At 73.0% G+C, this 20,199-nt stretch carries 22 protein-coding genes; 15 read left to right on the top strand and 7 right to left on the bottom strand.

What is annotated here, in order from left to right; all coding sequences use genetic code 11:
- Positions 1-20 precede the first annotated feature (20 nt).
- Entirely contained in the window at positions 21-1,370 is a 1,350-nt protein-coding gene (locus ACFVSN_RS41740; protein WP_380445974.1) for an ATP-binding protein, read from the top strand.
- A 191-nt stretch (positions 1,371-1,561) separates the two neighbouring features.
- Positions 1,562-3,361 (top strand): bifunctional metallophosphatase/5'-nucleotidase, encoded by a 1,800-nt coding sequence (locus ACFVSN_RS41735; protein ID WP_387958732.1) that lies wholly within the window; start codon positions 1,562-1,564, stop codon positions 3,359-3,361.
- A gap of 69 nt (positions 3,362-3,430) precedes the next feature.
- Here ACFVSN_RS41735 and ACFVSN_RS41730 read toward each other — a convergent pair whose 3' ends face one another.
- From ACFVSN_RS41730 to ACFVSN_RS41710, 5 genes are all read right to left on the bottom strand, one after another.
- Complete coding sequence (locus ACFVSN_RS41730) at positions 3,431-4,858, bottom strand: sensor histidine kinase (RefSeq protein ID WP_380498801.1); 1,428 nt, start codon at positions 4,856-4,858, stop codon at positions 3,431-3,433.
- Between the two features lie 74 nt (positions 4,859-4,932).
- Positions 4,933-5,703 (bottom strand): response regulator transcription factor, encoded by a 771-nt coding sequence (locus tag ACFVSN_RS41725; protein ID WP_380445971.1) that lies wholly within the window; start codon positions 5,701-5,703, stop codon positions 4,933-4,935.
- 54 nt (positions 5,704-5,757) lie between these two features.
- Positions 5,758-6,993, bottom strand: a complete 1,236-nt coding sequence (locus ACFVSN_RS41720; RefSeq protein WP_387958730.1) for a S1C family serine protease — start codon at positions 6,991-6,993, stop codon at positions 5,758-5,760.
- Positions 6,994-7,118: 125 nt separating this feature from the next.
- Entirely contained in the window at positions 7,119-8,189 is a 1,071-nt protein-coding gene (locus ACFVSN_RS41715; protein ID WP_387958728.1) for a LacI family DNA-binding transcriptional regulator, read from the bottom strand.
- 124 nt (positions 8,190-8,313) lie between these two features.
- Complete coding sequence (locus ACFVSN_RS41710; protein WP_380445968.1) at positions 8,314-9,045, bottom strand: winged-helix domain-containing protein; 732 nt, start codon at positions 9,043-9,045, stop codon at positions 8,314-8,316.
- Positions 9,046-9,728: 683 nt separating this feature from the next.
- On the opposite strand from ACFVSN_RS41710, the gene ACFVSN_RS41705 reads away from it, so the two are divergent.
- The 7 genes from ACFVSN_RS41705 (at position 9,729) to ACFVSN_RS41675 (ending at position 14,393) form a co-directional block, all read left to right on the top strand.
- Positions 9,729-10,022 carry a MoaD/ThiS family protein gene (locus ACFVSN_RS41705; RefSeq protein WP_363651861.1) on the top strand — a complete coding sequence of 98 codons (294 nt, stop codon included), beginning with the start codon at positions 9,729-9,731 and terminating at the stop codon, positions 10,020-10,022.
- Between the two features lie 5 nt (positions 10,023-10,027).
- Complete coding sequence (locus ACFVSN_RS41700; RefSeq protein ID WP_387958726.1) at positions 10,028-11,470, top strand: hypothetical protein; 1,443 nt, start codon at positions 10,028-10,030, stop codon at positions 11,468-11,470.
- Positions 11,471-11,606: 136 nt separating this feature from the next.
- Positions 11,607-12,332 (top strand): DUF2993 domain-containing protein, encoded by a 726-nt coding sequence (locus ACFVSN_RS41695; RefSeq protein ID WP_380506377.1) that lies wholly within the window; start codon positions 11,607-11,609, stop codon positions 12,330-12,332.
- A 227-nt stretch (positions 12,333-12,559) separates the two neighbouring features.
- On the top strand, positions 12,560-12,640 hold the full coding sequence (locus ACFVSN_RS41690) for an Ms5788A family Cys-rich leader peptide (protein WP_350517234.1): 81 nt from the start codon (positions 12,560-12,562) through the stop codon (positions 12,638-12,640).
- Positions 12,641-12,872: 232 nt separating this feature from the next.
- Positions 12,873-13,709, top strand: a complete 837-nt coding sequence (locus tag ACFVSN_RS41685; RefSeq protein ID WP_380498585.1) for a sulfurtransferase — start codon at positions 12,873-12,875, stop codon at positions 13,707-13,709.
- Positions 13,710-13,746: 37 nt separating this feature from the next.
- On the top strand, positions 13,747-14,037 hold the full coding sequence (locus ACFVSN_RS41680; protein WP_030059605.1) for a DUF1416 domain-containing protein: 291 nt from the start codon (positions 13,747-13,749) through the stop codon (positions 14,035-14,037).
- An 80-nt stretch (positions 14,038-14,117) separates the two neighbouring features.
- Complete coding sequence (locus tag ACFVSN_RS41675) at positions 14,118-14,393, top strand: DUF3099 domain-containing protein (protein WP_380498586.1); 276 nt, start codon at positions 14,118-14,120, stop codon at positions 14,391-14,393.
- A gap of 13 nt (positions 14,394-14,406) precedes the next feature.
- On the opposite strand, the gene ACFVSN_RS41670 is transcribed toward ACFVSN_RS41675, so the two are convergent.
- On the bottom strand, positions 14,407-14,769 hold the full coding sequence (locus ACFVSN_RS41670; RefSeq protein ID WP_329932323.1) for a DsrE family protein: 363 nt from the start codon (positions 14,767-14,769) through the stop codon (positions 14,407-14,409).
- Positions 14,770-15,139: 370 nt separating this feature from the next.
- Here ACFVSN_RS41670 and ACFVSN_RS41665 point away from each other — a divergent pair, with 370 nt between their 5' ends.
- The 3 genes from ACFVSN_RS41665 (at position 15,140) to ACFVSN_RS41655 (ending at position 17,295) form a co-directional block, all read left to right on the top strand.
- A complete protein-coding gene (locus ACFVSN_RS41665) occupies positions 15,140-15,724 on the top strand; it encodes an FABP family protein (protein ID WP_387958724.1) in 585 nt (194 codons plus the stop codon).
- A 124-nt stretch (positions 15,725-15,848) separates the two neighbouring features.
- The gene (locus tag ACFVSN_RS41660) at positions 15,849-16,313 is read left to right on the top strand and encodes a Fur family transcriptional regulator (RefSeq protein ID WP_380441143.1); all 465 of its coding nucleotides are present in this window, start codon (positions 15,849-15,851) and stop codon (positions 16,311-16,313) included.
- Between the two features lie 19 nt (positions 16,314-16,332).
- Entirely contained in the window at positions 16,333-17,295 is a 963-nt protein-coding gene (locus ACFVSN_RS41655) for a YgfZ/GcvT domain-containing protein (protein WP_380441155.1), read from the top strand.
- A gap of 24 nt (positions 17,296-17,319) precedes the next feature.
- Here the strand turns inward: ACFVSN_RS41655 and dtd are convergent, their stop codons facing one another.
- Positions 17,320-17,760, bottom strand: a complete 441-nt coding sequence (dtd, locus tag ACFVSN_RS41650; RefSeq protein ID WP_380441141.1) for a D-aminoacyl-tRNA deacylase — start codon at positions 17,758-17,760, stop codon at positions 17,320-17,322.
- Positions 17,761-18,242: 482 nt separating this feature from the next.
- Between dtd and ACFVSN_RS41645 the strand changes: the two genes are divergently transcribed.
- From ACFVSN_RS41645 to ACFVSN_RS41635, 3 genes are all read left to right on the top strand, one after another.
- A complete protein-coding gene (locus tag ACFVSN_RS41645) occupies positions 18,243-18,821 on the top strand; it encodes an ABC transporter substrate-binding protein (protein ID WP_380441139.1) in 579 nt (192 codons plus the stop codon).
- Between the two features lie 71 nt (positions 18,822-18,892).
- On the top strand, positions 18,893-19,852 hold the full coding sequence (locus ACFVSN_RS41640; protein WP_380441137.1) for an asparaginase: 960 nt from the start codon (positions 18,893-18,895) through the stop codon (positions 19,850-19,852).
- A 136-nt stretch (positions 19,853-19,988) separates the two neighbouring features.
- Positions 19,989-20,198: a dodecin gene (locus ACFVSN_RS41635; protein ID WP_380441135.1), complete on the top strand. Its 210-nt coding sequence runs from the start codon at positions 19,989-19,991 to the stop codon at positions 20,196-20,198.
- Position 20,199: the final 1 nt, after the last annotated feature.

Genomic DNA, 20,199 nt, shown 5'->3' with positions numbered 1-20,199 from the left:
CACCCACCAGGAGGCCGTCCATGGCGCTCGGCAACCTCACCGACGCGTTCACCAGCCTGATGTTCGGCAAGGTGGAGACCACCCGGTTGCCCGTGCGCACCTCGACCGGCCAGGCGCAGGCGGTCTACCTGCCCACCGCGGCGCCGGGGCTGGGCGACTCGGGCGTGATTATCGGGCGCGAGGTGTACAGCGGCAAGGGGTACGTCTACGACCCCTTCCAGCTGTACGGGCAGCAACTGCCGGCGCCGCACTGGCTGGTGCTGGGGGAGTCGGGCAACGGCAAGTCGGCGCTGGAGAAGACGTACGTCCTGCGGCAGTTGAGGTTCCGCGACCGGCAGGTGGTGGTGCTGGACGCGCAGGGCGAGGACGGCGTGGGCGAGTGGAACCTGATCGCCAACGCGCTCGGCATAAAGTCGATCCGCCTGGACCCGATGGCGGCCCGGGACGGCGGGGTGAAGCTCAACCCGCTGGACCCGGCGATCACCCAGACCGGTCAGCTGTCGCTGCTGCGCACCATCATCGAGGTGGCGATGGGGCGCGGCCTGGAGGAGCGGGCGGGCTTCGCGCTGAAGGCCGCGCACGCCCACGTGGTGGCCTCGGTGAAGGACCGCCAGCCGGTCCTGGACGACATCATCGACACGCTGCGCAACCCCGAGCTGTCGTCGGTGGAGTCGCTGGGCGTCGCGGTGGACGAGGTGCAGCGCTGGGGCCTGGACGTGGCGCTGGTGCTGGACCGGCTGGTCGACGGTGACCTGCGCGGCATGTTCGACGGCTCGACCACCGACGGCATCGACCTGGACGCGCCGCTGATCGTCTTCGACCTCTCGCACATCGACCGCAACTCGATCGCGATGCCGATCCTGATGGCGATCGTCGGCGTGTGGCTGGAGCACACCTGGATCAGGCCGGACCGGAAGAAGCGCATCTTCCTGGTCGAGGAGGCCTGGCACATCATCAACAGCCCGTTCGTGGCGCAGCTGTTCCAGCGCCTGCTGAAGTTCGGCCGCCGGCTCGGCCTGTCCTTCGTCGCGGTGGTGCACCACCTGTCGGACGTGGTGGACGGCGCGGCGGCCAAGGAGGCCTCGGCGATCCTGAAGATGGCCTCCACTCGGACGATCTACATGCAGAAGGCCGAGGAGGCGCGGGCCACCGGCCGGGTGCTGGGGTTGCCGCGCTGGGCGGTGGAGATCATTCCGACGCTGTCGCCGGGCATCGCGGTCTGGGACGTCAACGGGAACGTCCAGGTGGTCAAGCACATCATCACCGACTCCGAGCGGCCGCTGGTCTACACCGACCGCGCCATGACGGAGGACGCGGTTGCCGAACGCGAGCGTGCCGAGCGGCAGTTGGCGGCCGAGCCCGGGGTGTGAGCCGGGCGGCCCCGGTGCGGGGGCCGGCACCGATCCGTTCACGACGGTTCGTCGACGAGTCACCCGGTCGTTACGTCAGAAAACCTGACAGCTACGCGCGTTGACCTTAGGCTGCAGTTCGCGCACACCCACATCCATGCGCGCCTGCGCCGGTTCCGCGGCCGGGCGCTCCTAGGCGCAGGGACCTCCTCATGCTCACCCTCAGATCGCGACGCGCGGCGCTCGCCGTGGTCGCCGCGGCCGGACTGCTCGGCTCGGTGGCCGTGCCCGCGGCCGCCCAGGCCGCCGACGCGAACTCCCGGCGGCACAAGACCGTCAACCTCCAGCTGCTGGCGATCAACGACTTCCACGGCAACCTGGAGCCCCCGGCGGGCTCGGCCGGCACGATCCGGGAGATCGACCCGGCGACCGGTCAGCAGGTCAGCACCCCGGCCGGCGGCGTCGAGTACCTGGCGACGGCGCTGCGTCAGGCGCGCGAGGCGGCGGACGACTCGATCACCGTCGCGGCCGGCGACATCGTCGGGGCCAGCCCGCTCACCTCGGCGCTGTTCCACGACGAGCCGACCATCGAGGCGATGGACAAGCTCGGCCTGGACGTCACGTCGGTCGGCAACCACGAGTTCGACCACGGCGCCCAGGAGCTGCTGCGGCTGCAGAACGGCGGCTGCCACCCGGTCGACGGCTGTTACGAGAAGGGCCGCACGTTCCGCGGCGCCAACTTCAACTACCTGTCCGCCAACGTCACCGACGAGAACACCGGCGAGCCGCTGCTGCCGCCGTACTGGGTGACGAAGTCGCAGGGCGTGAAGGTCGGCTTCATCGGCGTCACGCTGGAGGGCACGCCGAACATCGTGACGGCGGCGGGTGTCAAGGGCCTGAAGTTCGGCAACGAGGTCACCACGATCAACAAGTACGCCGCCGAGCTCAAGGCCCAGGGCGTCAACTCGATCGTCGCGCTGATCCACGAGGGCGGCTACCCGGCCGGCAGCGTCTACAACTACGACTGCGGCGCGGCCGGGCAGGGCGTCTCCGGCCCGATCGTCGACATCGCGCGGAACATCGACCCCGCGGTCGGCGCCATCGTCACCGGCCACACCCACAACGCGTACGCGTGCATGATCCCGGACCCGAACGGCGTGCCGCGCTCGGTGACCAGCGCCGCTTCGTTCGGCCGGCTCTTCACCGAGATCGACCTGTTGCTCGACAAGACCACCGGCACCATCGTGCGTCCGTCGGTGAAGGCCGAGAACCACGTCGTGCGGCGCACGCTGCCCAAGGCCGAGGACATGAGCGAGCTGATCGCCCGCTACTCCGAGCTGGCCGCGCCGATCGCCAACCGTCCGGTCGGCTACATCGCCTCGGACATCAACGGCCGCGGCAGCGGCGACCTGGAGAAGCCGCTCGGCGACCTGATCGCGGACGCGCAGCTGGAGGGCCTCGCGCCGGCCGACAAGGGCGGGGCGCAGGTGGCGTTCATGAACCCCGGCGGCATCCGCTCCGACCTGGTTTACAAGGCGGCCGGTAGCGAGGGCGACGGAGTCGTGACGTACGGCAAGGCGTTCACCGTCCAGCCGTTCACCAACATGATGCAGGTCAAGACGCTGACCGGCGCCCAGCTGGTGCAGCTGCTCCAGCAGCAGGTCAGCGGGGGCAACGCCGCCGCGCCGAAGATCCTGCAGGTGTCCAAGAGCCTGAGCTACACCCTGGACATGCGCAGGACCGGGGCCGACCGGGTCGTCGTCGACTCCGTCCGGCTCAACGGCGCGCCGATCGACCCGGCCGCCACGTACCGGGTCGCGGCGAACGAGTTCCTGGCGGCGGGCGGCGACGGCTTCCCGGCGCTGGGCGCCGGCACCGACAAGCTCGTCGGCGCCTCGGACCTGGACGTCTTCGTGGCCTACCTGGGTGCCCACAGCTCGGCGTCCGCGCCGCTGAAGGCTCCGGCGCAGGACCGGATCAAGGTCATCGGCCCGGGCGTCGACGTCGACTGACCGTGAGCCGGACGGGGACGGGCGGGGCGCTGTCGGGGCGCCCCGCCCGTCCTTCTTCCTGTCCGGGGGCTACTCCGCGGTGGGGCCGCCGGGCAGGCGGACGGTGGCCAGGGCGCCCGGCCCGCCGTCCCCGGCCGGGCCGAGCGAGACCTCGCCGCCGGCGTCCCTGACGCTCTGCGCGACGATCGACAGCCCGAGGCCGGAGCCCGGGAGCTGGCGGGAGGAGGGGGAGCGCCAGAAGCGGTCGAAGACGTACTGCAGCTCGTCGGCCGGGATGCCGGGGCCGTGGTCGCGGACGGTCAGCACGCCCTGCCGGAGCCGGACTTCGATCGTGCCGCCGGGCGGGCTGTACTTGACCGCGTTGTCCAGCAGGTTGATCACGGCCCGTTCGAGGGCGAAGGCGTCGCCGTGGACGAACCAGGGCTCGGCCGCGGTGTCGAAGACCAGCCCGGGGCCGCGCAACTTGGCCCGCTCGACGGCCCGTTGGGCGATCTCGTGCAGGGCGACCACGGTGAGGTTCGGTCCCGGCTTCGGCGAGTCGGGGCGGGAGAGCTGGAGCAGGTCCTGGATGAGGACGGTCAGCTCCTGCATCTGGGCCTTCATGTTGCCCAGCAGTTTGGTCTTCGTGGCGGGCGGGAGCGGGCGGCCCGTGTCGTCGCTGCGGATCAGCAGGTCCACGTTGGTGCGCAGCGACGTGAGGGGTGTGCGGAGCTCGTGCCCGGCGTCCGCTATCAGCCGGGTCTGCCGCTCGCGGGAGTTGGCGAGGGCGGTGCTCATGGAGTTGAACGAGGTGGAGAGGCGGGCGATCTCGTCGTCGCCGTGGACCGGGATGGTGGTGCCGACCTCCTCGGTGCGGGCGATGTGCTCGACGGCGTCGGTGAGCTGGTGGACCGGCTTGAGCGAGGAGCGGGCGACGATCCGGCCGGCGACGGCGGCGAGGAGGATGCCGCCGACGGAGACGGCGCCGAGCAGGAGGGCGAGGCCCTGGAGGGACTCCTCGACGGACTGGGTCGGGCTGGCCACCATCAGCAGGGCGGGCTGCGGTCCGAAGTGGGTCAGCGAGACGCGGACGAGGGCGGGGGTGCCGTCGGTGAAGTGGCCGTCCCGGATGACCGACTGGCCGGGCCGCAGCTGGAACACCGCCGAGTCGCTCGGCCTGAGCACGATCGCCTTGGTCGCGGCCGGGGGCAGGCAGACCGCCGTCGGGTCCTTGACGACGTACTGGGTGTCCCGGGCGACGGAGGTGCCGTTCTCCGGGGCGACGCTCCGCGGCTGCGCCTGCAGGGCCGCCTGCGGGGTCTCGTAGCAGGGCAGGCTCTGGCCCCGGGGCGGCAGCGGGAGCGGCGCGCTCGCGAGGTCCGTCCGCACCTGGCCGTAGAGCTGCTTCTCGACGATGAACCAGCACGCCAGCGCCGACAGCGCGATGGCCACCGCCACCGCGGCCGCGCTCAGGAAGGTGAGGCGGCTGCGCAGCGAGCGGGAGCGGAACCAGTGCACGAGGCGCTGGATCCGGGACGGGCGCGGGGGCGCGAGGGGCGGGGGAGGGACGCGCGCGCCCCTGGCTCGCACGTTCACGCGCCGGCGCCGGCCGCGGGGCGCAGGGCGTAGCCGACGCCGCGTACGGTCTGGATGATCCTCGGCATGCCGCCCTGCTCGGTCTTGCGGCGCAGGTACATGACGTAGACGTCCAGGGAGTTGGAGGAGGGCTCGAAGTCGAAGCCCCAGACCGCCTTGAGGATCTGCTCGCGGGTGAGGACCTGCCGGGGGTGGGACAGGAACATCTCCAGGAGCATGAACTCGGTGCGAGTCAGCTCGACGGACCGGCCGGCCCGGGTGACCTCGCGGGTGGCGGTGTTCATCCGCAGGTCGCCGAAGGCCAGCACCTCGCTCTCGTCCTCGGCCGCCGCCCGGGCCGCGGCCTCGGTGGCGAGGGCGTTGCGGCGCAGCAGGGCGCGGACCCTGGCGAGGAGCTCGTCGAGCTCGAAGGGCTTGGCGAGGTAGTCGTCGGCGCCGACGTCCAGCCCGGTGACGCGGTCGCCGACGGCGTCCCTGGCGGTGAGCATCAGCACCGGGACGGTGTCGCCGCGCGAGCGCATCCGGCGGACGGCGGTGAGGCCGTCCATCCGGGGCATCATGATGTCCAGCAGGACGAGGTCGGGCCGGTCGCGTTCGACGGATTCGAGTGCCTCGTAGCCGTCGGTGGCGGTGGCGACCTCGTATCCCTCGAAGGCGAGGCTGCTCTCCAGGGCGTCCCGGAGTGCGGGTTCGTCGTCGACCACGAGGAGCCTGGCCGAGGTGTGGCCGGACTCGGCGGAGGTGCGGTCGTCGGCGGACGGGGTCATGGGCCGTTGCCCTTTCTCGTCGTGTGGGGGACCTGCTCGGAGTAATTGTCCGTCTTACACGTTCTGGCCCGCCTGCAGTTTCGGCAGGACCTGCTTGATGTCGTTGATCGGGATGGCGAAGCCGAGGCCGACGCTGCCGGCCGAGCTGCTGCCGCCGCCCGCGGTGGAGCCGGTGCCGCTGGGCGAGTACATGGCCGAGTTGATGCCGATGACCTGGCCGTTCGCGTTGATCAGCGGGCCGCCGGAGTTGCCGGGGTTGAGGGCGGCGTCGGTCTGGAAGGCCTTGTAGGTGGTGGTGCCGCTGCCGCTCGGCTGCTGCTGCGAGCCGCGCAGGCCGGGCATGAACGGGAAGCCGTAGCCGCCGTTGCCACCAGTGGAGCCCTCGTCGACCTGGACGGTGACCTCGCGGTTCTCGGCGCTGATGATGCCCGAGGTGACGGTGCCGGTGAGGCCGTCCGGGTTGCCGATGGCGACGACCGGGTCGCCGACGGCGACGGCGGAGGAGTCGCCGAGGGTGGCCGGGGTGAGGTTCCTGGCGCCGCTCGCGGTGATCACCGCGACGTCCAGGGACTTGTCGGTGCCGGTGACGGTGGCCTGCGCGGTCGAGCCGTCCTTGAAGGTCACGGTGATCTGGCCGCCGCTGTCGACCGCGCCGGAGATCACGTGGAAGTTGGTGAGGATCTGCCCGTTCCTGTCGAGGACCACGCCGGTGCCGGTGGCGGTGCCGCCCGGCGCCTTGACGGTGATCTGGACGACGCTCGGCGAGACGGCGGCCGCGATGGCGGCGACGTCGGCGCTGCCGTCGGAGCGGGCGGAGACCGGGCTGGCGATGGTGGTGCCGCGGGTGTCGGAGGTGCGCTCCTGGGAGGCGATGACCCCGCCGGTGACCCCGCCGAGGACGGCGGCGATCGCGGCGACGGCGGTGACCAGGACCAGCCGTCCGCGCAGCATCCCACGCCGGGCCCGGGCGCCGTGGCTCCGGGGCCCTTCCGGCCCCTCGGGGCTGCCGGGCCGGCCGGCGGACGGCGGGGTGGGGGGCAGGGGCGGCGGCGGGAGCGGGGTGTCGAAGCCGCCGCCGGAGTGGTCCTCGCGGTAGCCGTACGCGGGGGCGTCGGCGCCGGTGCCGACGGTGTCGTCCGTGCTGCTGCCGAGGACGGTGCCCTCGATGACGCGGTGCTCGTGCGGCGCGTGCGGTTGCGCGGACGGCTGCTCGCCGTGCTGCGTGCCGTGCTGCTCGCCGTACTGTCCGGTCCACCCGTACTGCTGCTCGCTGCGCTGCTGATCGCTCATGCCGAACAACGTCCGCCCGGCGGATGAGGATCGGATGAAAGCGGTCTCAGAAGGGTCCGAGAAGCCCGTTGACTTCTCATAAAGCCTGGTCAGGCGGCGCGGATGGGAGCCGGTGGCGGAATCGACTACTCCGCTTCCGTGGAGGTGGCCGGGGCGCCCGGTGCCGCTCCGTCGCAGCCGCAGGAACGCCGGACCACCAGGCGGGACGGGAACTTGCGGACCCGCTCGGTGTCCGAACCGGGCACCATCAGCGAGTCGTCCAGGACCAGGTCGACGGCGGCGCGCGCCATCGCGTCCCGGTCGGAGGCGACGGTCGTCAGCGGCGGGTCGGCGAGGGCGGCCTCGGGGACGTCGTCGAAGCCGGCCACCGCGAGGTCCTCCGGGACCTTCAGGCCGACCTCGCGGGCGGCCCGGAGCACGCCGATCGCCTGGTCGTCGGTGGAGCAGAAGATCGCCGGCGGCCGGTCGGCCGAGCGCAGCACGCCGAGCGCGACCTCGTACGCGCCGTAGCGGTGGAACGGCGCGTCGATCAGGTGCGGTTCGGTGGGCAGGCCGTGCGCGTCCATGGCCCGCTGCCAGCCCTCGACGTGGTCGATGACCGGGTCGCCGGGCGCGGGGGAGTCGACCGGGCCGCCGAAGCAGGCCACGTACGGGTGCCCGTGCACCTCCAGCAGGTGGCGCACGACGGCCTCGGCACCGCCCACGTCGTCGGTGACCACCGCGACGTCGTCGATCGCCTCGGGGCGGCGGTGCAGCAGCACCACCTTCGCGCCCTCCATCGCGGCGAACTCCTCGGCGGCGCGCTGCGACGGGCCCTGGCTGACCAGGATCAGCCCGGAGACGCGCATGCCGAGGAAGGCGCGGACGTAGTGCACCTCGCGGTCGTCCACGTAGTCGGAGTTGCCGATCAGCACGAGCTTGCCGCGCTCGGAGGCGGCCCGTTCCACGGCGTGCGCCATCTCGGCGAAGAACGGCTGGCGGGCGTCCGGGACGACCATGCCGATCAGGTTGGTGCGGCGGGAGGCCATCGCCTGGGCGACGCTGTTCGGCCGGTAGCCGAGCTGCTCGATCGCCGCGAGGACCTTCTCCTTGGTGGCGGGCGCGACCGGGCGCGGCCCGTTGTTGATCACGTAGCTGACGACCGCGGTCGAGGTACCAGCCAGTCGGGCTACATCGTCGCGCGTCACTTTGGCCACGCGTCGAGTCTACGCGTGTGGCGCCGGCGTCGGCAGTGGGACCTGGGGCTTCCGGCAGGTGGACGGGAGGCTGCGCGGGGGCGAACCGGACATGCCGGGCGGGATCACCCCCGCCCGGCGCGCGTCATGCCTCCAGGGGCGCTGCGGGGCGCGGGGCGAGCTCCGGGCGCTCCCCCTTCTCGGGCTTCTCCGGGACGACGAAGCGGTAGCCGACGTTGCGCACGGTGCCGATCAGCTGCTCGTGCTCGACGCCGAGCTTGGCGCGCAGGCGCCGGACGTGCACGTCCACCGTCCGGGTGCCGCCGAAGTAGTCGTAGCCCCAGACCTCCTGCAGCAGCTGCGCCCGGGTGAAGACCCGGCCGGGGTGCTGGGCGAGGTACTTGAGCAGCTCGAACTCCTTGAAGGTCAGGTCGAGCGCGCGGCCCTTGAGCTTCGCGGAGTAGGTGGCCTCGTCGACCGAGAGGTCGCCGTTGCGGATCTCCATCGGGCTGTCGTCGGCGACGACCTGGAGCCGGCCGAGCGCGAGCCGCAGCCGGGCCTCGACCTCGGCCGGGCCCGCGGTGTCCAGCAGGACGTCGTCGATGCCCCACTCGGCGGTCACGGCCGCCAGGCCGCCCTCGGTGACCACGAGGATCAGCGGGGAGCCGATGCCGGTGGAGCGCAGCAGCTGGCACAGGCTGCGGATCTGCGGCAGGTCCCGGCGGCCGTCGACCAGGATGACGTCGGCGCTGGGGGTGTCCACCAGGGCGGAGCCCTCGGCGGGCGCCACCCGGACGTTGTGCAGCAGCAGGCCGAGCGCCGGCAGCACCTCCGCGGAGGGCTGCAGTGCGTTGGTGAGGAGGAGGAGAGAACTCATACCCGGTGGTCCCCTTTCCGGGTCGTCGCGGTCGCTTCACGGCTGCCGCCACAGCCGGATGGCGCACGTGCTGAGGGTTGGGGGAGGGGTTCGGACGCCCGGAGCACACCGGAGGACAGGCCGGCGTGCACGGCGCGACGGCGCACGGGCCGGGGGTCCCGCAACCCCTGGCGCACCGTTTCTGCCCTGCTCATCCCGCGAACCCTCCGGTCGTGGTCCCGCTCCGGGCGGCGGCCCGGCACCGGGGTGGCGTCACCCCGGCCGGACGGGGCACGTCGTCGTGCCGCGAGAGGCGGGGCGGTTCCCGCGCACCGCCGGGGGTGGGCCGACGATTCGCAAGAACGTCCGTACTGGCGTCCTGAAAGCACAAAAGGACCCGGGGGCGACTCTGCCCGGATCCCTCTTGGAGGTCGAGAATAGCCGACCGGCCCCCGCACCGGGAGGGCTCGAATCCGGCGGTTCGCCCAATCCGGGCGCGCGCCGGGTGAGCCTGGTCACGGCTTCGAGCGGCGCTCGCGGTCCGTCCGGCCAGGGCGATTGCCGGTCGCGGCGGCGGACACGCCATCATGGGACGCACATCGGCGGCACCGCGCACGTCCACCTTTCGGGTGGTCGGACGGCCGCCCCGGTGGCGAGCCGGACCGGGCCACCGGACCGGGCGAGGACGACGAGAAGGGGTTGCCATGGGCGCGACCACCGAGCCCGCGAGCGGCGCCCGGGTGCGCGGGACGATCCGCTACTGGGCGGCCGCGAAGTCCGAGGCCGGACTGGCCGAGGAGCCGTACGAGGCGGCGACCCTGGCCGAGGCGCTGGCGGCCGCCAAGGAGCGGCACGCCGACCGGCCGAAGCTCGTGCTGCTCCTCGGGCACTGCTCCTACCTGGTGGACGGCGCCCAGGTGGGCGGCCGGGACCACGCGACCGTCGAACTCACCGAAGGCGGAACGGTCGAGGTACTGCCGCCGTTCGCGGGAGGCTGAGCGGCGTGACGGACACGAACGACGCGAACAACGGCGGCTACGGCGGCTGGCAGCAGCCGTACCAGGGCCACCCGCAGCAGCCGCATCCCCAACAGCCGCATCCCCAACAGCCGCATTCTCAGCAGCCGCACCCGCAGCACGGGTACCAGCAGCAGTACGGCCACCCGGGGTACGGGCAGCCGGTGCAGCCGCCGATGGACGACGCGGCGACGGCCCTGCTGCCGCCCGTCCCGCCGATGGACGACGCCGCGGCCACGACGCTGCTCCCGCCCGTCCCCGCGATGGACGACGCGGCGACGACGCTGCTGCCCCCGGTGCCGCCGATGCACGACGCCGCGGCCACGACGCTGCTCCCGCCGGTGGTCGTCTCCGGCGCCATGCCCGTCGCGCCGCCGCAGCCCCAGCCCCTGGCGCAGCCGTATCCGCAGCCCCAGCCGCAGCCCCAGCCGCAGGCTCGGCCACAGGCCCGGCCACAGGCCCGGCCCCGGCACGCCGCGCCCGCTCCGGTTCCCACGCCCCAGGCACCGGCCCAGGCACCGGGCCTCGACCAGCCGACCATGACGCTCAAGCGGCCCACGGGCTCCGCCACCCCCATGGCGCCCACGGCACCCATGGCCCCCGGGGCGCCCGGCATGGCGCCGTACCCGGCCGTCCCGCCGCAGCCCGGGATGCCGGGGATGCCCGCGATGCCGACGGCGCCCGCCGCCGCGCCGACCGGGCCCGCCGCGCCGAGTGCCCACCGCACCGGTTCGCCGATCATCGAGCCGGGCATCCAGCCCGCGCTGATCACCGCGGGCGTCGCCGCCCTGCTGGCCGGCGGCGCCGCGCTGGGGCAGGTGGCGCTGGCCCTCGTGGTCGCGCTGCTCCAGGTGCTGACGGCGGCCGGCTGGTTCCGCCTGAACGGGATGTGGCCGGCCCGGCAGGGCATCGCCCTGGCCGCGCTGGCCGGGTTCACGGCCGACGCGGCGGTGCTGCTGGCGAGCGAGGACGGCGGCATCGCGGCCGTCGTCGGCACCCTCGGCGGGTTCTTCCTGCTGGTCCTGGTGCTGCAGACGTTCCGCCCTTCGGACCCGAAGGAGCGGTTCTACGCGCTGACCGTGCTCGGCTCGGCCACCGTGGTGACGGCGCTCTGCACGGCGCTGCTGGTGGCCGGCTGGGTGCCGGCCGGGGTCGGCGCGGTCGCGCTGGCGACCCTGCTGGCCGCGGCGCCGCTGCCCGGGCCGAAGGTGCTGGGCCCGGTGCTGGGTCTGGTGGCCGCGGTGGTGCTGGGCCTGCTGGTGGGCGCGCCGCTCGCGCTCGGCGCCCTGGCGGGCGTGGGCGCGCTGGTGGGCCGCCGGGTCGCGTCGTACGACTGGCCGTCCCGGTTCGTGCACATGACGGCGGGCGTGGCGCTGCCGCTGGCCGTGGCCGCGCCGCTGATCTGGCTGGCGACCGGGCTCCTGGCCTGACCCGGCGCCCCCGTACGACGTCCGGCCCCGGAACCAGGTTCCGGGGCCGGACGTCGTACGGTCGTGCGGAGGCCCCGTTGCGGGCCGCCGCCGTGAGGCGGCGAACGACGGCGACCGGCGACGACGGGGGAGTGCGATGCGCGGATGGCTGAAGGCGACGATAGGCCTGGTGGTGCTCTCCGGGCTGCTGCTGGGCGCCGACCGGATCGCGGTCGGGGTGGCCGAGGACGAGGCCGCCGACCGGATGGTGAGCAGCGGCCGGATGAGCCAGCGCCCGGACGTCTCGATCGGGGGCTTCCCGTTCCTCACCCAGGTGCTGTCCAAGAAGCTGGACGACGTCCGTATCTCGGCCGACAACCTGATGATCAACGACGGCGGCCACCAGGTGGCGCTGCACGGGTTCAAGGCCCGGCTGTCGGGCGTCCGGGTGAGTGACAGCCTCAACTCCGCGACCGTGGACAGCGGCACCGGCAGCGGTCTGATCACCTACGCGGACCTCGCCCAGCTGCTGCCGCCGGCCGCCCAGCTGATGCCTGGCGGCGGCAAGCTCCCGGTGGGCTCGAACACCCGGCTGAGCCTGTCCTACGGCGGTCCCGGCAAGGTCAAGGCGTCGCTCGGCCCGCTGCCGGTGGGCACCGGCTCGGTGCACAGCGAGGGGAACACCGTCACCGCGGACGGCTTCCAGCTCAGCGGGCTGGCCGGGATGTTCGCCGGGGCGACCGGCCAGAAGATCGACCCGGTGAGCTTCACCCTCGACTCGCTGCCGGCCGGGCTGAAGCTGGCCGACAAGGACGGCGTGACGCCGACCGAGGACGGCCTGCAGCTGAACTTCGACGGTCGGGGCGTCAAGCTCCTCGGCTGACCACTCACCCGATCGGCCGACCCGGTCGGCTTCGTTCCGCTCCGCGAGACGCGCTGTCCAGCGCCGACCGCGGAGCGGTGTCGTTTCCGGCCCCGGAGGGCCGCCGTGGCGCCGCTGCCCGCTGCCCGGCGGGCTGCGGAGGGTCAAATCTCGACATTCGGTCGATCTGGTCTCGGTATCCGATACGCTGATGACAGCGGGCCGTCGGTGTCCCTAGCATCGTCGACATGAAGCGACAGACGGATCTCACGAAGCGGCGGGCGGTCGACCTGTGCCGCGTGGCCGCCTGTCTGTGTCGAATGCGCTAACTCGGCATCCCGGCAGGGCAGTTGCTGCCCGCCGCCGATCCTCCGGCGATTCCGTCCGGCCACTTCGGCCGACCTCCGCCGACGCACACCGCGATTCCCCGCCCGGCCGTCCCGGACACCCTCCTCCGTCCCATCATTCGGACGGACTTTCGGACCGGAGCAGGCCGAGCGTCCCGCAGCACCCCGCTGAGCAGCACCTTCCGCCAACCGCCCCCGGATGGAGAACACCACCATGAGCCGCAGCGACGTCCTGGTCGACGCCGACTGGGTCCAGGCCCGCCTGGACGACCCGAAGGTCGTCATCGTCGAGGTCGACGAGGACACCTCCGCGTACGACAAGAACCACATCCGCAACGCCGTCCGGATCGACTGGAAGAAGGACCTCCAGGACCCGGTCCGCCGCGACTTCATCGACCAGGCCGGCTTCGAGGCGCTGCTCAGCGCCAAGGGCATCGCCAACGACGACACCGTCGTCCTGTACGGCGGCAACAACAACTGGTTCGCCTCGTACGCCTACTGGTACTTCAAGCTGTACGGCCACGGCGACGTCCGCCTGCTGGACGGCGGCCGCAAGAAGTGGGAGCTGGACTCCCGCGACCTCGTCTCCGAGGTGCCGGCCCGCGCCGCGACCGAGTACACGGCGCAGGCCGCCGACTCGTCGATCCGCGCCTTCCGCGACGACGTGATCGCCGCCATCGGCACCCTCAACCTGGTCGACGTGCGCTCGCCCGACGAGTTCTCCGGCAAGCTGCTCGCCCCGGCCCACCTCCCGCAGGAGCAGTCGCAGCGCCCCGGCCACGTGCCGAGCGCCCGCAACATCCCGTGGGCCAAGAACGCCAACGACGACGGCACCTTCAAGAGCGACGACGAGCTCAAGGCCCTGTACGAGGCCGAGGGCATCGACCTGGCGAAGGACACCATCGCCTACTGCCGCATCGGCGAGCGCTCCGCGCTCACCTGGTTCGTCCTGCACGAGCTGCTCGGCCAGGAGAACGTGAAGAACTACGACGGCTCGTGGACCGAGTACGGCAGCCTCGTCGGCGTGCCGATCGAGCTCGGCAGCAACTGAGCCCCCGGCTCGACCCGTAAGTCAGAAGGAGACAGACATGTGCGGTGCGAAGGCCGGCGGCCCGGACCTGGCAGGAGTTGACGTGGCGAACGAGACGATCATCCAGGGTTCGGTGACCCGCGACGGTGAGCCGGTCAACGGCTACGTCCGGCTGCTGGACGAGGGCGGAGAGTTCACGGCCGAGGTGCCCACCTCGGCGACCGGCCAGTTCCGGTTCTTCGCCCGCCCGGGCAAGTGGACCCTGCGCGCGCTGGTGCCGGGGCAGACCGTGGACCGTCAGGTGGTGGCCTCCCAGGGCACCGCCGTCGAGGTCGCGATCGCGGTCTGATTCCCGCCCCGCGGAAGGCGGCGGAAGGCGAAACGACGAGGGCCCTGCCACGGCGGGGCCCTCGGTCGTACCGTGGAGACGTGCAGGCAAGCCGGCGACGCCGCTACTACTTCGCCATGATGGGCGGGTGCCTCGGCATGTTCGTCCTGGCCTGGGGCGTGGTGCGGTTCTTCTCGGTGCCCGCCGCGATCGCGCTGTGCGTGGTCGCGGCGGTCATCCCGCCGGCCGCGGCGGTGTTCGCCAACAAGCGCGACCCCGACGACGACTGGTGGAACGACCCCCGCTGGGACGACCCGAAGTGGGACGAGCCCGGCCACGACCGGGACCACCCCGACCACGAGCGGCGGGACTCCTAGCCCCGCTGCCCGGCTAGTACACGAGCGCCTGCACGCCGTCGCTCATGATCTCGCTGACGAAGACCTGCGCGCCCGCGATCCGGACGCCGTCGACGGTGTCCTTCTGCTCGATCCCGCGGCGCACCGCGCACTGGGTGCACAGCGTCACCGTGCCGCCCGCCATGATCGACTCCAGCAGGTCGGGCAGCGGCGCCGAGTGCGGCAGCTCGAACTCCGCCGCCCGCCCCGGCAGGGCGAACCAGGAGGACTCCCCGGTCAGCCAGAGCGAGACCTCGATGCCGCTGGCGACGGCCACGGCCGCCACCGTGAACGCCTGCGAGCACCGCTCCGGGGCGTCGGAGCCGGCAGTGACCTTGATGACGAGCTTCTTCGACATGGCGCCACCTTAGAGCGCCCGGAACGTCCGGTTCCCGGAATCCCCGGATCGCGCGGGGAAACCTTCGGCGGCGCGCGGAAGTCGCCGCGCGGAGGGCGCCGGCGCGGCGGCGGAAACGCGACGTGGTGGGGCTCACCGCGACCGGCCGATACCCGGCGGATAGAGTGAGCGCCAGCAAAATCCACCACACTGTCGCCGCCTGGGAGCCCCCCGTGTCCGGTCTGGAAATGTTCTTCGACGGTCTGCTGGCCCTCATGGCCGTGCTGATCACCTGGTTCGCCATCTTCTCGGTGATGAAGCTGTACCAGGGCCAGCGCTGAGCCTGCCGTACGGTTGAAGCAGCCCCACACCGACGACAGCGACCAGGAACATGATCGAGATCCCCTCTGACCTCCACAAGGACGTCGTCCCGCTCGCCTTCCTCCTCGGCACCTGGGAGGGCGCGGGAGTCTATGACTTCCCGGGCACGGAGAAGTGCAACTTCGGCCAGGAGATCGTGATCCGGCACGACGGCCGCCCCTTCCTGGAGTTCCGCTCCCGCACCTGGGTGCTGAACGAGGAGGGCGAGAAGGTCCGCCCGCTGGAGAACGAGCACGCGTTCTGGCGCATCACCAGCAACCACGACGGCACCTCGGGTGCGCGCGGGATCGAGATCTCCTCCGTCCGTGACGACGGCACCGTCGAGATCTGGTACGGCGAGCTGGCCGACGGCAAGCCGCAGGTCGACGTCTCGACCGACGCGGTCGCCCGGATCGAGGGCTCCCCGGAGTACTCGGGCGGCAAGCGGCTCTACGGCTTCGTCAACGCCGAGCTGCTCTGGGTCGGCGAGAAGGCCGCCCCGAGCGTGCCGCTGCGGCCGTACATGTCCGCGCAGCTCAAGAAGGTGCTCAGCCCGGCGCAGCTGATCAAGGACATCAACGACCTGCCGGACGACGGCATCGCCTTCTTCAAGTAGGCCTCCAGCAGGCCTCCGGCAGGCACCGCGCGGGTGGTCACCACCCGCGCACGACGTAGGGACCGGCCCGCGGCCGGTCCCTACACTTGTTCCAAGGACCCCCGACCGTGGCAGGGACAGCATCGTGGCGGACACCGGCACCACCGACTGGCAGCTCTCCGGAGACTGGAAGGCCGACCTGCGGGAACGCGGCTACCGGCTGACGCCCCAGCGCCAGCTCGTCCTGGAGGCCGTCGACACGCTCGACCACGCCACCCCGGACGAGATCCTGAGCCACGTGCGGCGGACCGCGAGCGGCATCAACATCTCCACCATCTACCGGACGCTGGAGCTGCTGGAGGAGCTCGGCCTGGTCTCGCACGCCCACCTGGGCCACGGCGCCCCGACGTACCACCTGGCCGGGCGCCACCACCACCTGCACCTGGTCTGCCGGGACTGCGACGAGGTCACCGAGACGGACACCGAGATCGCCGAGCCGCTGATCGAGAGCCTGCGCGCGCGCCACGGGTTCGACACCGACCTCAAGCACTTCGCCATCTTCGGGCGCTGCGCCGACTGCACCGCCAAGCTCGCGGACGGCCAGTCGTAAGCTGACCGGTATGACCGGTGTGAAGAGCCCGCTGCTTGCCCTGCCCGGAGCCGTCCCCGCCGAGGGGGCCGACGAGGGCGTCGCCGCCCACTACGGCGACATCTTCCGGGAGCAACGCCACCTCGCGCAGGGCGACGGCTTCGTGGACCTCTCGCACCGCGGCGTGGTCACCGTCACCGGCGCGGACCGGCTGTCCTGGCTGCACCTGCTGCTCACCCAGCACGTCAGCGCGCTGCCGCCGCAGGAGGCCACCGAGGCGCTGGTGCTCTCCCCGAACGGGCACGTCGAGCACGCGCTCTACCTCGTCGACGACGGCACCACCACGTGGGCGCACGTCGAGCCGGGCACCCAGGGCGACTTGGTCGCCTACCTGGAGAGCATGAAGTTCTTCTACCGGGTCGAGGTCGCCGACGCGACCGCCGACTACGCGGTCGTGCACCTGCCGGCGGGTTCCGGCAGCTCCGTCGAGGGGGCCGCCGCCGTGCGCGAACTCCCCTACGGGCGCGATCTGTTCGTGCCGCGCGCCGAGCTGGAGAAGCTCACCGCCGGGTACGGGCCCGCGGCCGGCGTGTGGGCGTACGAGGCGCTGCGGATCGAGGGCCACCGGCCGCGGCTCGGCTTCGAGACCGACCACCGGACCATCCCGCACGAGGTGGACTGGCTGCGCACCGCCGTCCACCTGCAGAAGGGCTGCTACCGCGGGCAGGAGACCGTCGCCCGGGTGCACAATCTGGGCCGCCCGCCGCGCCGGCTGGTCTTCCTGCACCTGGACGGCACCGAGGAGACGCTGCCCCCGCACGGCACCGAGGTGCGGCTCGCGTCCGACCCGGACGGGCGGGCGCTCGGCTTCGTCACGTCCTCGGCGCGCCACCACGAGCTGGGGCCGATCGCGCTGGCGATCGTCAAGCGGAACGTGCCGGTGGACGCGGTGCTGCTGGCCGGGACGGTGCCGGGCACGCAGGACGTGATCGTCCCGCAGTAGCCCCCCGGGCCGCCGCGGCCGGGCTCAGACCTCGACGATGACGGTGAACGGGCCGTCGTTCACCAGCGCCACCTGCATGTCGGCGCCGAACCGGCCCGTCTCCACCTTGGCGCCGAGCGCCCGCAGCTGGGCGACGACCTCGTCCACCAGCGGCTCGGCGACCGGGCCGGGGGCGGCGGCGTTCCAGGTGGGGCGGCGGCCCTTGCGGGCGTCGCCGTAGAGGGTGAACTGGCTGATCACCAGGAGCGGGGCGGCGAGGTCGGAGCAGGACTGCTCGACGCCGTCCCCGTCGGCCGGCAGCAGGCGCAGCGTCCACAGCTTGCGGGCCAGCTGGGCGGCCTTGGCGGCTGTGTCGTCGTGGGTGACGCCGACCAGGGCGCAGAGCCCGGGCCCCTCGATCGCGCCGACGGTTTCTCCGGCCACCGTCACCCTGGCTTCGCTCACCCGTTGCACCACTGCTCGCATGCGGCCATTGTGCCGGAGCCGAACGGGGTCACCCAGGAGGGGGGATCCGTACGCACCGGGGGAGGCGTGTGAGGCGGTGGCGCGCGCCGGGTTGCGCACGCCTGCGCTGGGTCGGGCGCCGTTCTTCCTGGGCAAAGACCTCGTCATATCAGCCACCCCCGTTCGCCAGGGGGCCGTTCGGGTGCACGGGCGGTGCGCGCGCGCCGGGCGGGGTGGCACGCTGGGGCACCGTACATACGGCCCGGGGCGCCAGGAGGTCCGCCGCCCCGGGTCCGGGTTCGGCCGGGCGGTCGAGCCGGTAGGTCAGGCGTTCTGGCGGTGTCGCCCCGGCGGGTGGTGTCCGCCGGGGACCGGAACCTTTCGGGGGTGTCCGGGCGTGCCAACGGACGTGACGCGCACGGTCCGTCGGGGGACGGGCCGGACGGCGGCAGGGACGGGGTGCCGCGAGCGGGCGGGAACGGACGACGGCAGGTGGTTGGGTGATGGACGCGAGCAGCGCGCAGGACCGGTCCGGGCGGGCGACCGGGGACGACGAGCCCGACCTGGAGCGGCTGGGCCTGGACCAGCTGCGGATCCTGCGCCGGGAGACCCTGGAACAGGAGGCCGACCTCTCCTACCTGCGGCGGCTGCTGCACGGCCGGATGGACATCCTGCGCGCCGAGCTGGACCGCCGCCCGGGCGGCCGCTCGCGCGCGGCGGGGGCGGGCGGCGCCGAGGGGCCGTCCGGCGACCTGCTGGACCGGCTGCCGGCCATCCTCACCGACGCGCCCTCCACCGTGCGGCGCTCGGCCCGGCACGTCACGCTCGGGCCGCCGCGCGGCCACGAGTCGCAGCTGGAGGCGGACGCGCTGATGGGCGACGTCCAGCTCGCCGACCTCGCCGCGCACCCGGCCGCGGAACTGCTCGCCGCGCTGGACCGGCTGCGGGCGCACGAGCAGGAGGTCTCCGGACGGCGGCAGCGGCTGCTGCGCACCGCGGACGGTTGCAACGCCGAGATCACCCGCAGGTACCGTGATGGGGAAGCACGGGTCGACGACCTGCTCGCGGGCGGCCCCCTCTGACCGGGTGAGGCACCATGGGCGGGTGGGGCCCGGCTCGCCCCCGGTCCACCCCTGCCCCGGAAGGCTCCGCCATGCCCCAGTCCGCCACCCCGACTGTTCTTGCCGAGGTCATACGCTCGGGCTTCACCGAGGGGCGGCACCACGGCTCGCTGGTGCTGCTCGCCGCCGACGGCTCGGTCGAGTTCGCGCTCGGCGACCCCGGCGCGCCGGTCTTCCCCCGGTCGACCGCCAAGCCGTTCCAGGCGGTGGCCACGCTGCGGGCCGGGCTGGAGATCGAGGGCGAGCTGCTGGCGCTGGCGGCCTCCAGCCACTCTGGAGAAACGTTTCACCGCGCTGGTGTCCGGACCATCCTGGCCTCCGCCGGACTGGACGAGTCCGCCCTGCGCACCCCGGCCGACCTGCCGCTCGACGAGACCGAGGCCGAGCTGCTGCTGCGCTCCGGCGGCGAGCGCGCCCCGATCCTGATGGACTGCTCCGGCAAGCACGCCGGCTGGCTGGCCGCGTGCGTCGCCAACGGCTGGGACACCGAGGGCTACCTCGACCCGGCCCACCCGATCCAGCTGCTGGCCCGCGAGGCCCTGGAGGAGGCCACCGGCGAGGGCGTCGCCCACGCCGGCGTGGACGGCTGCGGGGCGCCCCTGCTGGCCGTCTCGCTGACCGGCCTGGCCCGCGGCTACCGGGCGTTCGTGCTCGCCGCCGAGGGCACCGCGCAGCGCCGCGTCGCCGACGCGATGCGCGCCCACCCCGAGTACGTGGCCGGCACCCGCCGGGCCGACACCTGGCTGATGCGGGCCGTCCCGGGCGCGTTGTCCAAGATGGGCGCCGAGGCCGTCCAGGTGGTGGCGCTGCCGGACGGACGGGCCCTCGCCTTCAAGATCGACGACGGCGCCGAGCGGGCCCGCGGGCCGGTCCTGGCGGCGGCGCTGCGCCGGCTCGGGGTGACGGGCGCCGACGAGACCGTCGAGCGCATCGGCGCGGCCCCGCTGCTCGGCGGCGGCGTGCCCGTCGGGCAGGTACGGGCGGCGTTCTAGGCGGTCCAGGCGCTCCAGGCGTTCCGGGCGTTCCGGCGCAGCGGTTCCGACGCTCGTGGCGGCGGTCGGCGTGCGGGCGGGGCGGGGGCGGTGCACGGTGGACCGGGGGCCGTCGCACAGCTGAGGGAGCCGAGCCATGACCGAACACGTGTACCGGGTGACCGAGATCGTCGGATCCTCGACCGAGAGCGTCGACGCCGCCATCCGCAACGGCGTGGAGCGGGCCTCCCGGACGCTGCGCAACCTCGACTGGTTCGAGGTGACGCAGGTCCGGGGGCATCTGGAGGAGGGACGGGTCAAGCACTTCCAGGTCGGGATGAAGATCGGCTTCCGCCTGGAGGACTGAC

The organism is Kitasatospora sp. NPDC057904 (assembly GCF_042887925.1).
GTDB lineage: Bacteria > Actinomycetota > Actinomycetes > Streptomycetales > Streptomycetaceae > Kitasatospora.
This window is presented reverse-complemented; position numbering and strand designations above follow the sequence as displayed.

Coding starts and splice junctions, on each gene's coding strand:
- ACFVSN_RS41710 (WP_380445968.1), bottom strand. CDS start 9,045: ATGAGTTCTCTCCTCCTCCTCACCAACGCACTGCAGCCCTCCGCGGAG.
- ACFVSN_RS41670 (WP_329932323.1), bottom strand. CDS start 14,769: ATGTCGAAGAAGCTCGTCATCAAGGTCACTGCCGGCTCCGACGCCCCG.
- dtd (WP_380441141.1), bottom strand. CDS start 17,760: ATGCGAGCAGTGGTGCAACGGGTGAGCGAAGCCAGGGTGACGGTGGCC.
- ACFVSN_RS41690 (WP_350517234.1), top strand. CDS start 12,560: ATGAAGCGACAGACGGATCTCACGAAGCGGCGGGCGGTCGACCTGTGC.
- ACFVSN_RS41640 (WP_380441137.1), top strand. CDS start 18,893: ATGCCCCAGTCCGCCACCCCGACTGTTCTTGCCGAGGTCATACGCTCG.
- ACFVSN_RS41695 (WP_380506377.1), top strand. CDS start 11,607: ATGCGCGGATGGCTGAAGGCGACGATAGGCCTGGTGGTGCTCTCCGGG.
- ACFVSN_RS41645 (WP_380441139.1), top strand. CDS start 18,243: ATGGACGCGAGCAGCGCGCAGGACCGGTCCGGGCGGGCGACCGGGGAC.
- ACFVSN_RS41720 (WP_387958730.1), bottom strand. CDS start 6,993: ATGAGCGATCAGCAGCGCAGCGAGCAGCAGTACGGGTGGACCGGACAG.
- ACFVSN_RS41635 (WP_380441135.1), top strand. CDS start 19,989: ATGACCGAACACGTGTACCGGGTGACCGAGATCGTCGGATCCTCGACC.
- ACFVSN_RS41705 (WP_363651861.1), top strand. CDS start 9,729: ATGGGCGCGACCACCGAGCCCGCGAGCGGCGCCCGGGTGCGCGGGACG.
- ACFVSN_RS41680 (WP_030059605.1), top strand. CDS start 13,747: ATGTGCGGTGCGAAGGCCGGCGGCCCGGACCTGGCAGGAGTTGACGTG.
- ACFVSN_RS41665 (WP_387958724.1), top strand. CDS start 15,140: ATGATCGAGATCCCCTCTGACCTCCACAAGGACGTCGTCCCGCTCGCC.
- ACFVSN_RS41740 (WP_380445974.1), top strand. CDS start 21: ATGGCGCTCGGCAACCTCACCGACGCGTTCACCAGCCTGATGTTCGGC.
- ACFVSN_RS41685 (WP_380498585.1), top strand. CDS start 12,873: ATGAGCCGCAGCGACGTCCTGGTCGACGCCGACTGGGTCCAGGCCCGC.
- ACFVSN_RS41725 (WP_380445971.1), bottom strand. CDS start 5,703: ATGACCCCGTCCGCCGACGACCGCACCTCCGCCGAGTCCGGCCACACC.
- ACFVSN_RS41735 (WP_387958732.1), top strand. CDS start 1,562: ATGCTCACCCTCAGATCGCGACGCGCGGCGCTCGCCGTGGTCGCCGCG.